This window comes from Clavibacter sp. CT19, from assembly GCF_027858075.1.
In the GTDB taxonomy this organism is placed as follows: Bacteria; Actinomycetota; Actinomycetes; order Actinomycetales; family Microbacteriaceae; genus Clavibacter; species Clavibacter tessellarius_A.
In genome coordinates this window covers 48,557-62,869 of the sequence record NZ_JAQHYR010000002.1, presented here as the reverse complement: position 1 = coordinate 62,869, position 14,313 = coordinate 48,557, and the positions used below count along the sequence as shown (strand labels likewise).

At 69.8% G+C, this 14,313-nt stretch carries 16 protein-coding genes; 6 read left to right on the top strand and 10 right to left on the bottom strand.

Annotated elements, in window-relative coordinates; genetic code table 11:
* Positions 1 to 4: 4 nt before the first annotated feature.
* Entirely contained in the window at positions 5 to 634 is a 630-nt protein-coding gene (locus PED38_RS02495) for a 3'-5' exonuclease (RefSeq protein WP_270979522.1), read from the bottom strand.
* A gap of 98 nt (positions 635 to 732) precedes the next feature.
* Here PED38_RS02495 and ychF point away from each other — a divergent pair, with 98 nt between their 5' ends.
* The 3 genes from ychF (at position 733) to PED38_RS02480 (ending at position 3,734) form a co-directional block, all read left to right on the top strand.
* On the top strand, positions 733 to 1,806 hold the full coding sequence (gene ychF / locus PED38_RS02490) for a redox-regulated ATPase YchF (protein WP_270979519.1): 1,074 nt from the start codon (positions 733 to 735) through the stop codon (positions 1,804 to 1,806).
* Between the two features lie 630 nt (positions 1,807 to 2,436).
* Positions 2,437 to 3,243, top strand: coding sequence for a hypothetical protein (locus PED38_RS02485; RefSeq protein ID WP_270979516.1), 807 nt, complete (start codon positions 2,437 to 2,439; stop codon positions 3,241 to 3,243).
* 11 nt (positions 3,244 to 3,254) lie between these two features.
* On the top strand, positions 3,255 to 3,734 hold the full coding sequence (locus PED38_RS02480) for a hypothetical protein (RefSeq protein WP_270979513.1): 480 nt from the start codon (positions 3,255 to 3,257) through the stop codon (positions 3,732 to 3,734).
* A 456-nt stretch (positions 3,735 to 4,190) separates the two neighbouring features.
* On the opposite strand, the gene PED38_RS02475 is transcribed toward PED38_RS02480, so the two are convergent.
* The 5 genes from PED38_RS02475 to PED38_RS02455 all read right to left on the bottom strand — a co-directional run bounded on the left by PED38_RS02475 (position 4,191) and on the right by PED38_RS02455 (position 8,749).
* The gene (locus tag PED38_RS02475) at positions 4,191 to 4,958 is read right to left on the bottom strand and encodes an SCO1664 family protein (RefSeq protein WP_270979510.1); all 768 of its coding nucleotides are present in this window, start codon (positions 4,956 to 4,958) and stop codon (positions 4,191 to 4,193) included.
* Entirely contained in the window at positions 4,958 to 5,515 is a 558-nt protein-coding gene (locus PED38_RS02470; RefSeq protein ID WP_270979508.1) for a DUF3090 domain-containing protein, read from the bottom strand. Before PED38_RS02470 ends, PED38_RS02475 begins: the two co-directional genes overlap by 1 nt.
* A gap of 23 nt (positions 5,516 to 5,538) precedes the next feature.
* The gene (locus PED38_RS02465; RefSeq protein WP_270979507.1) at positions 5,539 to 6,231 is read right to left on the bottom strand and encodes a histidine phosphatase family protein; all 693 of its coding nucleotides are present in this window, start codon (positions 6,229 to 6,231) and stop codon (positions 5,539 to 5,541) included.
* A gap of 54 nt (positions 6,232 to 6,285) precedes the next feature.
* Complete coding sequence (locus PED38_RS02460; protein ID WP_270979505.1) at positions 6,286 to 7,116, bottom strand: hypothetical protein; 831 nt, start codon at positions 7,114 to 7,116, stop codon at positions 6,286 to 6,288.
* Positions 7,117 to 7,339: 223 nt separating this feature from the next.
* Entirely contained in the window at positions 7,340 to 8,749 is a 1,410-nt protein-coding gene (locus PED38_RS02455; RefSeq protein WP_270979503.1) for an amino acid permease, read from the bottom strand.
* 231 nt (positions 8,750 to 8,980) lie between these two features.
* On the opposite strand from PED38_RS02455, the gene PED38_RS02450 reads away from it, so the two are divergent.
* A complete protein-coding gene (locus PED38_RS02450; protein ID WP_270979501.1) occupies positions 8,981 to 9,358 on the top strand; it encodes a DUF2510 domain-containing protein in 378 nt (125 codons plus the stop codon).
* Between the two features lie 21 nt (positions 9,359 to 9,379).
* Here the strand turns inward: PED38_RS02450 and PED38_RS02445 are convergent, their stop codons facing one another.
* The 3 genes from PED38_RS02445 to PED38_RS02435 form a co-directional block, all read right to left on the bottom strand.
* Positions 9,380 to 9,835 (bottom strand): universal stress protein, encoded by a 456-nt coding sequence (locus PED38_RS02445; protein ID WP_063072604.1) that lies wholly within the window; start codon positions 9,833 to 9,835, stop codon positions 9,380 to 9,382.
* Between the two features lie 3 nt (positions 9,836 to 9,838).
* Entirely contained in the window at positions 9,839 to 11,305 is a 1,467-nt protein-coding gene (locus tag PED38_RS02440; protein ID WP_063072605.1) for an APC family permease, read from the bottom strand.
* Between the two features lie 114 nt (positions 11,306 to 11,419).
* Positions 11,420 to 11,842, bottom strand: a complete 423-nt coding sequence (locus tag PED38_RS02435) for a MarR family transcriptional regulator (RefSeq protein WP_270979498.1) — start codon at positions 11,840 to 11,842, stop codon at positions 11,420 to 11,422.
* 232 nt (positions 11,843 to 12,074) lie between these two features.
* On the opposite strand from PED38_RS02435, the gene PED38_RS02430 reads away from it, so the two are divergent.
* The gene (locus PED38_RS02430; RefSeq protein ID WP_270979496.1) at positions 12,075 to 12,479 is read left to right on the top strand and encodes a hypothetical protein; all 405 of its coding nucleotides are present in this window, start codon (positions 12,075 to 12,077) and stop codon (positions 12,477 to 12,479) included.
* Positions 12,480 to 12,550: 71 nt separating this feature from the next.
* Positions 12,551 to 13,201: a GIY-YIG nuclease family protein gene (locus PED38_RS02425; RefSeq protein ID WP_270979495.1), complete on the top strand. Its 651-nt coding sequence runs from the start codon at positions 12,551 to 12,553 to the stop codon at positions 13,199 to 13,201.
* On the opposite strand, the gene PED38_RS02420 is transcribed toward PED38_RS02425, so the two are convergent.
* Positions 13,194 to 14,288 (bottom strand): zinc-ribbon domain-containing protein, encoded by a 1,095-nt coding sequence (locus PED38_RS02420; RefSeq protein WP_270979493.1) that lies wholly within the window; start codon positions 14,286 to 14,288, stop codon positions 13,194 to 13,196. The genes PED38_RS02425 and PED38_RS02420 overlap by 8 nt on opposite strands.
* Positions 14,289 to 14,313 lie beyond the last annotated feature (25 nt).

Sequence of the window (14,313 nt, the reverse complement as noted above, 5' to 3'; positions counted from 1 at the left end):
AGGATCAGACCCAGTCGATGGGCGGCGTCGCGGCGGCCGACGCCCGCGTGACGGTCTGCGTGCGCGGCGCGCCGATGCGGCCGAGGCCCACGCCGGACGCCTCGGCCAACCCCGCGATCGACGCGGCGCCATGGCGGCTGGCAGCATGTACGACGATCGCGGCGCACGCCCGCGCATCCGCCAGCGCCTCGTGGTGCGAGAAGTCCTCGAAGCCCGCGGCCCGCGCGGCGACCGGCAGCCGGTACGAGTCGAGCTCGTAGGTGCGGCGCGCGACCTGGAGGCTGCAGAGGTAGGAGTACGGCGGCGGGATGAGCGCGGTGGCCTTGCACGCGCCCTGGATCACGCCCATGTCGAAGCGCGCGTTGTGGGCTACGAGGTGGTCGTCGCCCGCGAAGGCCATGAGGCGCGGCAGCTGGTCGGCCCAGCCGTCGGCGCCGGCCACGTCGTCCTCGACGATGCCGTGGATCCGCGTGTTCCAGACCGAGAAGGAGTCGTGCCCCGCGGGCGGCCGGATGAGCCACGACGCGGTCTCGACGACGACGCCGTCGCGCACCTTCACGAGACCCACCGAGCAGGCGCTCGCCGACGAGTTGTTGGCGGTCTCGAAGTCGATCGCGGTGAAGTCCAACGGCATGGGTCGAGTGTTCCACGCACGACCGACGCCGATCTCCGGAGAGCCCAGCCCGACCGCGGGCGGGGGAGGAGCCGGCCCGCCCCGTACGATGGACTCCCGTGGCACTCACTATCGCGATCGTCGGTCTCCCCAACGTCGGCAAGTCGACGCTCTTCAACGCCCTGACCAAGAACCAGGTGCTCGCCGCGAACTACCCGTTCGCGACGATCGAGCCGAACGTGGGCGTGGTGAACCTGCCGGACCCGCGCCTCGAGGTGCTCGCCGGCCTCTTCGGCTCCGAGCGGATCCTCCCGGCTCCCGTCTCCTTCGTCGACATCGCGGGCATCGTCCGCGGCGCGAGCGAGGGCGAGGGCCTCGGCAACCAGTTCCTCGCGAACATCCGCGAGGCCGACGCCATCGCGCAGGTCGTGCGCGGCTTCGAGGACGAGGACGTCGTGCACGTCGACGGCCGCGTCGACGCCGCGAGCGACATGGAGACCATCAACACCGAGCTGATCCTCGCCGACCTGCAGACCCTCGAGCGCGCCGAGCCGCGCTACGAGAAGGAGCTGAAGACGAAGCGCATCGAGCCCGTCGTGCTCGAGACCGCGAAGGCCGCCCGCGAGTGGCTCGACTCGGGCAAGCCGCTGTCGGCGTCCAAGATCGACCTGGAGCCGGTGCGCGAGCTCGGCCTGCTGACCGCGAAGCCCTTCATCTACGTGTTCAACGTCGACGAGCAGGTGCTCGGCGACAAGGGTCGTCTGGATGAGCTGGCCGCCCTCGTGGCGCCCGCGCAGGCCGTGTTCCTCGACGCGAAGATCGAGTCGGAGCTCATCGAGCTCGACCCCGAGGACGCCGCCGAGATGCTCGCGAGCACCGGCCAGGAGGAGTCGGGCCTCGACCAGCTCGCCCGCATCGGCTTCGAGACCCTCGGCCTCCAGACCTACCTGACGGCGGGCCCCAAGGAGACGCGGGCCTGGACCATCGGCCGCGGCTGGAAGGCCCCGCAGGCGGCCGGCGTGATCCACACCGACTTCGAGAAGGGCTTCATCAAGGCCGAGGTCATCTCCTTCGACGACCTGGTCGAGACCGGCTCCATCGCCGAGGCGCGCTCCAAGGGCAAGGCCCGCATCGAGGGCAAGGAGTACGTCATGCAGGACGGCGACGTGGTGGAGTTCCGGTTCAACAACTGACCTCTTAACTGTCGTGCGGATATACGGACGTTCAGGCCCCTGCGTTGGGCTACGAGTCCGCAGGAGTTGAGCGAGCGCCCCCGAAGAGGTCCCCTAGCGCGGCGGTTATGGCCGTGGAAGCAGCCCCTGACGCGCCTTATCCGAGGCGGCGCTAGGGGGCCCCGCAGGGCTCGATTCCTCCTACTTCAAGCAGCCGGCCCTGGTGTCTGCAGCGGGGCCTAGACGAAGGCGTGCTCTCTCTACTGCCTCTGCCGTGCCTTTCGCCGATGGACTCCCCCTCCCGGTCTTACCACGCAGAGACCGCTCAGTCATCTGTCCGGGGTCATTGAGCGTAGGCATTCGTCCCTGCGGAGACAGGACCCCCCCTTTTTGGCGGTCGACATGCCGCCGTCGCGTAGCTAACGTCAGCAAAGCGGGTGGTAATTACTCGCCCGACGAAGGGAACCGGCCGGCATGGCGCGGAAGACAACTGTTACGCGAACGGTCCAGTACTGGCGTCTGGTCGATGCGCGCACCGGAGCTCGTGTTGACGAAGTCGATTGGGATGGCGTGCTCCGCCGCTTCGTCAACAGGCGCACGAATTACGTAATCGACGGGCGTGATCAGGCGGGTACCGCGTACCCCCTCCAGGTGCCCGAAGAGTGGGCCGACGGACTGGGTACAAGCGATGTTCCCAATGCCGTCGGACGAGAGAACCTCGACGTGACCCACGGTATCGTCCTAGCCTCCGGCAAGGACTTCGTACCGAACCAGGAGAACGTCCGATCGGGATCTCAGAAGGCTATGCGTCTCGATGGCGACGATTGGGAACCAGTCGACAACCTCTTCGTGTGGTTCCTACCATTTGGCAACATGTTCGGAATCCTCGCGGAGTCGGTATCCGCGTCCCGTGCCGTGACATTCGCGGACTGGCTCACTAAGGCGACCGCCGGGGACTTCGACGACCCAGACTTCGCCTGGCTCGCTCGTCCCGTCATCGACCAGGAGCGCGTCGCGATGCTCTCACAGGCTGACGGTCTGAAGTTTGTGAACTATGCAGGCGAGTTTGGCTCGGCTGTCAATGACGCGAGCGGTGTGAAGGCGCTCTTCCGCGGTCCTAATCGGACGCCAGGTGCTCTTCGCATCGAGATCAAGGCGACGCTCGTCCGCGGGAAGAGCACGCACGGCGATGAGCAGATCATGCTCGAGTGGTTCAATCAGAACTTTGGCGAACTACAGGGGCGGGTTGAGAAGGCTCAGGTCACTGTGACAGCGGAAGCAGACACCCCGCCTACCGAGCTTGACCTTCTGCATCACCGCCTGACTCGGAAGACGCAGGTTCGCATCGGGACCGGGACCACGCGTGCCTTCACGCCGTTGTCGGCGCTTGGATCTATCATCGACGCATACATCGTTGACCGGACGGACCTCGTTGGGCTTCGTATGAACGATGACTAAGGAACCCCATCATGCCCGAGGCTAGGCGAGACCACTCGCTATGGATCACGCTAGCGATCTGCCTAGCGGTCGTTGCTGGGGCGGGCATCGGACTGTCTGCGCTCCTGGCCGACGTCTGCGACGAACGGCTAGCGGCCGGCCTCACAAACGTAGCCACCATCGGTGGGATCGTGAGTGGGCTCTCGCTGAGTGGCACCGCGGTCCTGACTCTCAGCGGTAGGTACACGCTGCGGATCGTCGAGCGGTTCGGGTCCGCGATCCGCTTCGTGCTCTTCGGCGGCTTCTCGGTTCTAGTAACGGCTTCATTGCTTTGTGCAGTTTCGGTAATGTGGGCGGAGCAAATGTGGACTCGCTATGTGCTGGCCTTCACCATTCCCGTCATGCTCGTGACTCTCATCGCAACAGCTTTGCTCATCAACAGCGCTTTCGCCTGGGAGCGCAGTGGGAATGCGACTGCTCGTACTCCTAATCCGTACAAGGGCAAGGTGTAGTCGCCCATGTGACGTCCAGGCCATCTCGTTGCCCGAGGGTCGCGTATCGCGCAAAAACAAGGATTGTCACATCCAACCAGTGGCCATCCGTGCCTTCAGTCGCCGCCCGCGTCAAGGGCACCGCGCGCAGGATTTGACCGTCGATGACCGTGGGCCGCGTGCGCTTCACCTGGAAGGGCAGTCGGAAAATGATTCGCCTCGACGATGACTACTGCACTACCGGGTGAATGCCAAGGCGGCCCAGTTCGTCGAAATATTCGTCCACTGTAACCGAACCCTGTGCGGCGCCGTGGCGAGTCGGTCCGCATAGGGCACTTGGCCTAGCTTTGTACTACACACATCATGCTCAGATGCCTGCCGTTCCGGTATCCGGAACGCTCACCAGCACCCCTCCGATGCTCAGCAGCTAATGCCGGTTTGTCGCATTATGCGACAAAGAACGTCTTCGGCGCGCTGCTAAAAGAGCGGCCAGGGCACCGCGGACTGCCGCCCGGCCGGCGCCGGAAACTGCGCCTCCGAGCGCAGGTTGGAGCACCGATCGCGCAACGCCGCGACCTCCTCCACCGTCAACAGCCCCGCCAACTCCCGCCCCAGCTCCCCATCCAGCCCCGCGAGCACCCGATCCACGCCCTCGAGCTCCTCCGCGGTCAGCGCATCCCCGACCCACCCCCACAGCACCGTGCGGAGCTTGTGCTCCGCGTGGAAGGTGAGGCCGTGGTCGACGCCGAAGCGGTGGCCGTCCGGCATCGCGAGCACATGGAAGCCCTTGCGGTCGGCGTTGTTCACGATCACGTCGAAGACAGCCATGCGGCGCAGCGCCGGGGTGTCCTCGTGGATGAGGGCGACCGTGTTGCCCTCCTCGTCCTCGCCGCCGAGGACCGTCTTGTATCCGGTCTCCGGGATCTCGGCCGCGGGGATCAGGTCGACGGCGTCCTGGTCCGGATCCTCGTCCTGCCAGAGCTGCACCATGCCCTCGCCGAGGGGGCCGTCGCGGAGCCACGTGCGCGGGACGACGTTCCAGCCGAGCGCCTCGGAGACCGCGAACGCGGCGACCTCGCGGTCGGCCAGCCGGCCGTCGGGGAAGTCCCAGAGCGGGTTCTCGCCGTCGACGGGCTTGTAGACGACCTCGACGTCACCGATGGTGCCGAGGAACGTCGCGTTCGACGCCGTCCGGATCCGGCCGGTGATCGTCAGCTCGGCCGCGACGAGGTCCGTCTCCGGCATCAGTTGTCGGGGAAGGTGTGGACGTGCCCGTCGGGGTCGATGGGGTAGCCGCACAGCGCGCAGATGGGGCGGCCGGCGCCGACGACCTCGTGGGTGCGCTTGGCGAACGCGCGGGCCGCGCCGACGGGCATCCGCACCACGAGCATCTCGGTGTCGGCCGCGTCGTCGTCGGCGGTCGGCAGGTCGAAGTCGTCGCTGTCGTCGTCGTCCGCGAGGGGGTAGGCCTCCATGACGATCTGCGCCGTCGTCGGATCCCAGCCGAGGCCCATGGCGCCGGTGCGCCAGCGCTCGTCGACGTCCTCGAGCGGGTCGTTGTCGACGAGCTCCGGGGGCGTGCTCGTGGGGACGCTGAAGGGGTTGCCCTCGACGGTGACGAGCTGGTCGAGGATCTCGTCGATCTTCTCCGCGAGCAGGGCGGACTGCTGCTTCTCGAGGGCGATGGTCACCAGCTGCGGGCCGGAGCGCACCTGGAAGTAGAACGTGCGCGCGCCCGGGAGGCCGATGGTGCCGACCACGGCCCGGTCGGGCCAGTCGAATTCGAGGGCTCGTGTGGGCATGCCTCCACTCTAGGCGCGGTAGATCACGGCGTCGCGTGCCCGGCGCCGCCGCCCACGGGAGCGTCACCGGATCCGCCGGCAGCGGCCAGCCAGGAGAGGTCACCCGCGTCGCTGTTGGTCGCGTGCACGGTGGGCCGGCTCGCGCCGTACCGCACGATCGAGACGGACGCCGGGCCCACGTCGATGCGCTGGAAGAGGTCGAGGTGCGTGCCGAGCGCGTCGGCGAGGATCGACTTGATCACGTCGCCGTGGCTGACCGCGACCCACACGGCACCCGGTCCGTGCTCGGCCTCGATGGCGGCGTCGTGACGGCGGATCGCGGCGACCGCGCGCGCCTGCATCCCGGCCATCGACTCGCCGCCGGGGAAGACGACCGACGACGGGTGCGACTGCACGCGCGACCAGAGGTCCTCCTTCGCGAGGTCGCCGAGCGCGCGGCCCTGCCAGTCGCCGTAGTCGCACTCGGTGAGGTCGGGATCGACGGGCTGGGCGGGCTTCCCCGTCTGCCGATCGAGGATCCGCTGCGCGGTCTCCCAGCAGCGCTGCAGCGGACTGGAGACGACGGCTGCGAGCGGCACGGCGGCGAGCCGTTCAGCGGTGCGGTCGGCCTGCTCGCGTCCGGTGTCGTCGAGGTCGACGCCGGGGGTGCGCCCCGCCAGGATCCCGGTCGCGTTCGCTGTGGTGCGTCCGTGCCGCACGAGGATCACTGTCGCCATGCGAGCCAGCCTACGGACCCGTGCCAGCGGGCGAGGTTTGCGAGAGGAGGCGATCTACGCGTCCGTGGCGGTCGATGTCTCCTGCTTCAGCGAGGGGACCACCTCTGCGAACTTTTCGAGGGTGATGTCGAGAATCGCGTCGTGCCAGAGAGGGATCCAGCAGTGGTCCCACACCAGATCGTGTGCATCCACATCGGGGCACAGCATGAGCGCGGCGATGCGGATCTTGGTGAGCATGGCGGTGAGCCCGGCGTCGAAGCCGCTGGTCGCGCTGTCGAGAGCTCCCTTGACGACCGCTTGGATGCAGCCCTCCAGGACGGCGCGCTCCAATCCCGTGTCGGCTTCCTCGTCATCTTCTCGTCGTGATCCGCGGATGTCGGTAACAGTCGTGCCGGTCGGCGCAGCCAGCGCCTCCCCCTGAGCGTCCTCGAGGACTCGCATGGCAGCCTGCGATACCGCCTCGGCAAGCCTCTTCTTCGTACGGGACTCGACTTCGGCGACCTGCTCGAGGCCGCATGCGATGCTGGCGAGGAGATCGCACCACAGATGGTCGAGCATCCGCGCGGCACGTACCTTCTTCTGTTCCGGAGTGCCGGTCAACAACTTCTCGGATGCTGTGATCAGCTGATCGACGATGGACCTGAGCTCGCTCAACTCGGTGGGATGCTCAATGAGCCAATGGACCATTACAACGGTGCGGGCGTATTCCAAGGCTGCCGTGGTGTTCGACTTGGAATTCCCTTGCGACCGCGTGGACTTCTTTGCTTGTGTCGTCCGGACCGTAAGACGTTTCTTTGCCGTGGCCTGCCTTGCTCGCGCATTGATGCTGACACCCGACGGAGCTCGGTTCAGGCGGATATCTGCACTGAGAGATTCTGCCCACATGAGTCGGCCGTCGAGGCCGTGACGCGCCCCCAAGCACGGACATTCGCAGCCGGGTCGCATTGCAGTGGCGCAGTTTCGTGTGTGTCGCGACATGTTCGATTCCCGTCGTGTAGAGCCCGGACGTTACAGCGCGGCGACCGTTCGCACGAGGCTGTTGACAAGAGCTCCGAGGGGTGCATTCCTCGCGCATGATCGCGAACCAGAGCTGTGGGGGTGACGGATGCTAGGCCACCTCATCGGCAGTCGCTCGCGGCTCGGAGGCCGCATCCGGTCCAGCCGCCCCACTCGGATCCACCGACCCGCCCCGCGCCTTCGTCACGACGTACAGCCCGAGCACGACCGCCCACGCGACGAGGCTCAGCACGAGCTGCGGACGGATCTCGGGATCCAGCGCCATCTGCACCAGCACCGCGACGATCCCCGCGACGGTGAGGATCGACAGCCCCGGGAACAGCCACATCCGCACGACGAGCCCCGAGGATCCGTTCCGGCGGCGGAGGACGATCTGCGAGATCGCGATGAGCAGGTAGACGAACAGGATGATCGCGCCGGAGGAATTGAGCAGGAACAGGAAGACGGTCTCGGGGGAGACGGCCGCGGCGATCACGCAGAGGAAGCCGACGACCGACGACAGGAGGATCGCCGCGCGCGGCACGCCCCGGTTCGTGACCTGCATCAGCCGCGCGGGCGCCTCCCGCCGGCCGGCGAGCACGAAGAGCATCCGCGACGCCGTGTACAGCCCGGAGTTCAGGCAGGAGAGCACTGCCGTGAGGACGACCGCGTTCATCACGTCGCCGGCGAACGGGATGCCCATGCGGTCGAAGGCGCTCACGAAGGGCGAGGCGCCGAGCTCCGTGGAGTCCCACGGGAGGATCACGGCGAGGAGGAACAGGGAGCCGACGAAGAAGAGGGAGATGCGGAGGATCACCGAGTTGGTGGACTTCCGGATCGCGGTCGCCGGGTCCTTCGACTCGGCCGCGGCGATGGTGGCGATCTCCGCCCCGACCATGGAGAAGATCACGACGACGACCGAGGAGAAGATCGCGCCGACGCCGTTCGGGAAGAAGCCGCCGTGCGCGACGAGGTTCGAGAAGTCGGGCGAGCGGCCCGGCCAGATGCCGAGCACGTACAGCCCGCCGAGGCCGAGGAACAGGATGATGGCGGCCACCTTGATCCCCGCGAACCAGTACTCGAACGCGCCGAACGCGCCGACGGAGACGAGGTTCGTGGCGGTCATCAGCGCCATGAGCCCGAGCGACAGCAGCCAGAGCGGCGCGTCGAACCAGTAGGTGAGCGCCTTCGCGCCGGCGACCGCCTCGAAGCCGACGACGATGACCCAGAAGTACCAGTAGAGCCAGCCCATCGAGAAGCCGGCCCAGCCGCCGAGCGCGTGCCGGGCGTAGTCTGCGAACGACCCGGTGCTGGGGTTCGCGGTGGCCATCTCGCCGAGCATCCGCATCACCAGGATGATCAGCACGCCCGAGATCGCGTAGGTGAGGAACGCGCCGGGACCGGCGCCGTTGATGACGACGCCGGAGCCGACGAAGAGGCCGGCGCCGATCACCCCGCCGATCGCGATCATGCTGAGCTGCCTCTGCGTGAGGCCCTGGTGCAGCTGCGGTGCGGGTGCCATGAAAGCCTCCGTGGGGGTCGGCGTTCTCGGGTGGGGGATCCTCCCGTCCAGCTGGCGACGCGTCGGGCCGGGAGGTGCTGAGCACGATACGCACGAGAGCGGCCGGGGCGAGAAGTGTTCACATGGGCTTTACATTCGGGCGGTGTTCGGGCGCAGCCGACGACCGGAGGCCACCGTCCGCCGGCCGACGGAGCACGATGGCCGGAGGAGCACACGACGAGAGGCGAGACGATGGCAGCTGAGACGCAGGCCGGTTGGTACGACGACGGCTCGGGCACCACGCGCTGGTGGGACGGCACGCGGTGGACGGAGACGGTGCAGCCGCCGCCTCCGCCGGGATACGCGGAGGCGGCGGTACCTGCGTCCGTCGCGACGGCATCAGTCGGCTCGCACAAGCGGGACAAGACGTACGTCGTCCTCCAGACCATCCTCAAGGAGAAGGTGTGGGGCACAGGGTCCGGCAACCTCACCGAGCTGGAGAACGCGATCAACGCGCAGGCGGCCCGCGGCTACCGGCTGCACACCATCTCGACGGCGGTCTCGGGGAGCAAGGGCCTGGGTGGTGGCGACCGGATCCAGGCGACGATGGTTTTCGAAGCGATCGACTGACCGCATCGCCCGGCTGGGCCGCTACACAGCCCCCCGCACCGTCGGCCGGCAGATCAGCACCGGGCACGGCGCCGAGTGCTGCACGCGCGACGCGGTGCTGCCCAGCAGGATCGTCGCGGTGAGGCCGCGGCTGCCGGCGGCCATGGAGATCAGGCCCGCGGAGAGCTCCTCGGCCGCGCGGATGATCTCGGTGGCCGGCGAGCCGCTGCGGACGTCGCGGTGGATCGTGGGGCCCCAGCCGTCGAAGACCGCGGCGACCGTGTCGACGGCGGCCTCGGCGTCGCGGCGGTAGCTGAGCTCGGTCTGGCCGGTCGCGCGGCGCGGGCCGAGCTCGTTGGCGAAGGGTGCCGCGGCGTAGGGGCTCACGACGGCGAGCACGGTGACCTCGGTGATCTCGCGGGAGTCCGCGATCACCTGGAACTGGCGGGCGGCCTCGAGCGAGGCGCGGGATCCGTCCGTGGCGACGATGACGTGCACTTCTCAGACCTCCCGGTCGGTCGGGCCGGCCGCGGCGACGCCGGCGGCGTCCTCGAGATCCGGCTTCTTCTGGCCGAACGCCCGCTGGAACAGGTACAGCACGAGGCCGAGCGCGAGCAGCCCGCCGACCCACCACAGGGCGTCCGGGTCGTCGACGAGCGTGTAGATCAGCACGGCGACGTTGCCGACGATCCCGACGATGAGCAGCGGCGTGTTCGCGCGGTAGGTGTCCTTCGTCTCGTCGTGGCCGCGGAGCTTCAGGCACGCGACGATCACGAGCGCGTAGATGAAGAGGAGGAACACGACGGTGATGGTCGCCAGGCGGTCGACGATGTCGAGCCGCTCGTCCTCGGGGATGCCGGCCTGGCTGGAGCGGATGGCCGCGCCGATGATCAGCAGCGACGCGACCACGGCGCCGCCGAAGATGAGCGCCACGTAGGGGCTGCGGCGGGCGGGGTGCACCTTGGCGAAGATCGCGGGCACGACGTTCTCGCGGGCCATGCCGAACAGGATCCGCGACTGGGCCACCACGGTCACGAGCGCCGTGTTGCTGATGGCGACCATCGCGATGACGGCGAAGATCACGAGCATCACCGCGGCGGGGATGAAGAAGAGGTCGGCGCGGATCACCTCGAGGAGCGTGTTGCCCGCGAGGTCGCCGATCGGGACGGCGAGGGCCGCGGCCATCGAGACGAGCACGTAGACGACGCCGGCGGTCATCATGCCGCCGATGAGGGCGCGGGGGAATGCGCGCGACGGATCGATGGTCTCCTCGGCCACGTTCGCCGCGTTCTCGAAGCCGGTCATGGCGAAGAAGGCGAGCGAGACGCCGGCGAGCACGGCCAGCACCGCGGATCCGGCGCCGCCCTCGACCTGGAACTGCAGGAGCACGGACGGGTCGCCCACGCCCTCGACGAGCGCGATCACGCCGATCGCGACCACCACGATGAGCCCGCTGATCTCCACGAACGTCATCACCACGTTCGCGATGACGGACTCGCTGATGCCGATGAGGTTGATGAGCGTGATGACCGCCACGAACGCGACCGCGATCCCGGTGGTCGCCCAGATCGCCGACTCCGGCAGCCCGATGAGATCGCTGAGGTAGCGCACGAAGCCGGCGGCGAGGGAGCCGACCGCGGCCATGTTGGCGCTCAGCATGCAGATGGTGATGAAGAAGGTGAGCACCGGGCTCCGGAACGCCTTGTTGATGTAGAGCGAGGCGCCGGCGGCCTGCGGGTACTTCGTCACGAGCTCCGCGTAGGCGAGGCCGGTGATGGTCGCGATGGAGACGCCCACGAGGAACGCCATCCAGAACGCGCCGCCCACGGCCGCGGCCACGAGGCCCACGAGCACGTAGATGCCGGAGCCGAGCACGTCGCCGACCACGTAGAAGTACAGCTGCTTGACCGTGATGGAGCGCTTCAGCTCGCTGCGCGGGGGTGCCTCGGCCTCGATGGGGTTCGCCATTTCCCCACCCTAGGGGGGACGTGTCCCGGGGTGAAGGGGCGGGTGCTCGGGCCGACCCGGGCATCGTGCGGCGGAGCGACGTCGGCGGCGGGCGGATGCGCCGTGCGCCGGGCCTCAGACGCGGTCCGCGAGCCGCTCCATCACGGCGATCGCCTCGCGGACCTCGTCGTCGCCGATCGGCGGCCGTGCGGCGGTCGCGGTGTCGCGGATCCACGCCACGCGCGCGTCGAGAACCTCCTCGAGCAGGCGTCGGCCCGCGGGTGCGACGAGCAGGCGGGAGCCGTCGTCGTCGGACTCCTCCGCGAGGATCCGGCGCTGCAGCAGGCCGCTCAGGCTGGGGACGAGCGCCGCGCGCGACGTGCGCGTCCAGTGGGCGAGCGACGTGCGGTCCACGCGCACGTCGGTCGCGACCACGCGCACCAGCTGGATCTGCAGGCCGGTGAGGCCCACCCACGCCTCGAGGGTGGCGGCGTCCATGAGGTCGAAGACCGTGGACATCGAGATGACCAGACGTTCGTGGGTGCGGGGTTCCGGCATGATGCTCCTCTGGTGGAGCGTGTCACGGCGCCCCGGGATGGGGCGACTGCTCGTACTCCGGAACGTACGCTCCGGGAACGTGCCCGGTGTCGAAGAGGCCGACATGCACAGGCGCCGGACCTTTCCGGGATGATGGGAAGGCTGCCCGCGCTCGCCGCGGGAGCCCGGACGGACGGGGAGATGCCATGAGCGCTCACGTCGACGCGGCGGGATCGGACGCCGGGTGGCGGGCATGACGCCGCGGATCCGCGCGCTGCTCCTCAGCGGCATCATCGCGGGGCTGACAGCCGCGATCGTCGCCGCCGCGCGTCCGTGGACCCGACCGCCCGAGCCCGACGACTGGGTCGTGCTGCGCTTCGCCGCGGGCGAGGGCGGCTCCGCGTACGAGGCGTTCGCGTCGCTGGCGGCGACCGAGGCCGCGGGCGACGACGCCCTGCAGCTGCTCGAGGCGGGTGCGATCCACGGCAACGCGTTCGGCGACGACTCCTACGACGTGCACTACGCGGGATCCGACCGCCGCCTCATGTGGGAGGTGCTGGAGCCGATCTTCCAGGACGCGCCCGTCGCCTGGACCTCAGTGGAGCTGCGCCGCGGCTTCGACGACGCGGCGCCGGTGGTGGTGCGGGCGCGGCGGTGACGGCGGGGCGCCGGGCGGCGTGGAGCGAGCCGGGCCGGGACGGTGTCGGACCCCGCGCCTAGCGTCGGGGCATGACGTCGAGACGATCCGCGGGGCGCCGCGATGCCGTGCACGGCGGTGCCGCCGCATCGTCCGGTGCCGCCCCGGCCTCCGGTGCCGCCCCCGCCTCCGGTGCCGCCCTCTGCCGCGCGGACGCCTGCGCGGATGCGGCCGAGCCCGGCGCCCCCGTCCCGCTGTGCGCGGCGCACCTCGTCGCCGCGGCCGAGTGGGCGGAGCGCGAGCGGGGCATCGAGGACGCGCTGCCGTCGCCGTGCCCGGCCTGCGGATCGCGCCTCGGCGTGCGCTTCCCCTCCGCGTGGCTGTGCGCGGTGTGCGAGTGGCGGCACGGCGAGCACCCGGACGGGGAGCTGGCGGCACCCCGGGTGGACGTCGTCTACTACATCCGCTTCGGCGACCGGATGAAGATCGGCACGAGCGCGAACCCCAGGCAGAGGCTCGGCACGCTCCGGCACGACGAGCTGCTCGCGTTCGAGCGCGGCGGCCGGGCGGTGGAGCGGGCGCGGCACGAGCGGTTCGCGCGACAGCGGTACGACCGCACGGAGTGGTTCGCGCTCGACGCCGAGCTGCGCGCGCACGTGGCGGCGCTCGCGGCCGGCCAGCCGGATCCGTGGGAGCTGCTCGCGCGCTGGCGCAGCGAGGCGCTGGCGCTGCGGATCAGCTGACGCGCGCGGGCCGGCCGGCTCTGGGCGCGGTCGCGGGCGGTTCGGACGGCGGCTCCTCGCGCAGGTACGCGTTCACGAACAGCGCCCCACGGATCTCGCGCAGCCGGTCGAGCAGTGCGTCCACCGTGCCGCGCGTGAGGCCCGACACGCACAGGTCGTAGGGACCGAGCGGGGGCAGCCTGCCGGTGCGGATGCGGATCACCTCCCACCCGGCGGAACGCAGCGCGCGGTCCTTGCGCCGGTCGGCCTCCTCGCGACGGCCGACGTGCTCGAGGCCGTGGCGGCCCGTGGAGTCGTACTCGATCGCGACGCGCAGCTCCGGCAGCAGGATGTCGGGCCACGCCTCGAGGTGCTCGAAGAACGGACGCGCGAGCCGCACGGCGTTGAGGCCCGGCGTGTGCTCGAGGCGCGCGGCGAGCTCCTGGCGGAGGCGCTCCTCCACCGCGGACGCGGGCGGCGGCGCGCAGGCGCTCGCGAACGGCTCACCGACCGGGAGGTCGGGCGTCTTCGCGCAGACGCCGGGGGAGCGGCGGGTGCGGGCGGGAGCCGCGGCGGCGGCCTGCGCGGCGCTGCTCGGCGTGCCGTCCTTCCCGCGTCGGTCGCGTGCGGTGCCGCCGGAGGACGGCATCCCGTCGCGCGATCCGCGGCGGGGACGCGGGGCCTCGGCGGGGGACGGGCGCGCTGCGGTCGGCACCTCGGATCCGCCCGCCACCGGCCCCGCGACGAGTGGCGACGCCCCCGGCCAGCGCACCCGGTCGGCCATCGGCAGCACGGGCGTGCGCGGGGCCGCGGCCTCGGCGCAGTCCGGGCACCACGACGACCGTCGGCGCTCGCGGCCCGGCCGCATCCGCTGCTCCTCGGGCGTCGCGACGAAGACGTGGCCGACGTCGCACTGCCAGGTGAGGAGCACATCGGCGGCGGGCGGCACCTGCGTGAGCGTGATGCCGCGGTTGAACTCGGGGTGGTACTGCCGGATGAGCACGGGGAACGACGCCCACGCCTCCCGGTAGGTGCCGACGGGATACGGCACGTCGAGGCCGCGCGACCAGCGGCGCCGCGCCCACCACGCATCCACCGGTTCGGGCATGCGGTCACGCTAGGGGCGACCACCG

What these genes read in the sequence shown, in the direction of transcription:
- PED38_RS02435 (WP_270979498.1), bottom strand. Translation starts at nt 11,842, where the DNA reads ATGCCGGAACCCCGCACCCACGAACGTCTGGTCATCTCGATGTCCACG.
- PED38_RS02455 (WP_270979503.1), bottom strand. Translation starts at nt 8,749, where the DNA reads ATGGCACCCGCACCGCAGCTGCACCAGGGCCTCACGCAGAGGCAGCTC.
- PED38_RS02470 (WP_270979508.1), bottom strand. Translation starts at nt 5,515, where the DNA reads ATGCCCACACGAGCCCTCGAATTCGACTGGCCCGACCGGGCCGTGGTC.
- PED38_RS02450 (WP_270979501.1), top strand. Translation starts at nt 8,981, where the DNA reads ATGGCAGCTGAGACGCAGGCCGGTTGGTACGACGACGGCTCGGGCACC.
- PED38_RS02420 (WP_270979493.1), bottom strand. Translation starts at nt 14,288, where the DNA reads ATGCCCGAACCGGTGGATGCGTGGTGGGCGCGGCGCCGCTGGTCGCGC.
- PED38_RS02460 (WP_270979505.1), bottom strand. Translation starts at nt 7,116, where the DNA reads ATGTGGGCAGAATCTCTCAGTGCAGATATCCGCCTGAACCGAGCTCCG.
- PED38_RS02465 (WP_270979507.1), bottom strand. Translation starts at nt 6,231, where the DNA reads ATGGCGACAGTGATCCTCGTGCGGCACGGACGCACCACAGCGAACGCG.
- PED38_RS02495 (WP_270979522.1), bottom strand. Translation starts at nt 634, where the DNA reads ATGCCGTTGGACTTCACCGCGATCGACTTCGAGACCGCCAACAACTCG.
- PED38_RS02475 (WP_270979510.1), bottom strand. Translation starts at nt 4,958, where the DNA reads ATGCCGGAGACGGACCTCGTCGCGGCCGAGCTGACGATCACCGGCCGG.
- PED38_RS02440 (WP_063072605.1), bottom strand. Translation starts at nt 11,305, where the DNA reads ATGGCGAACCCCATCGAGGCCGAGGCACCCCCGCGCAGCGAGCTGAAG.
- PED38_RS02425 (WP_270979495.1), top strand. Translation starts at nt 12,551, where the DNA reads ATGACGTCGAGACGATCCGCGGGGCGCCGCGATGCCGTGCACGGCGGT.
- PED38_RS02480 (WP_270979513.1), top strand. Translation starts at nt 3,255, where the DNA reads ATGCCCGAGGCTAGGCGAGACCACTCGCTATGGATCACGCTAGCGATC.
- PED38_RS02430 (WP_270979496.1), top strand. Translation starts at nt 12,075, where the DNA reads ATGACGCCGCGGATCCGCGCGCTGCTCCTCAGCGGCATCATCGCGGGG.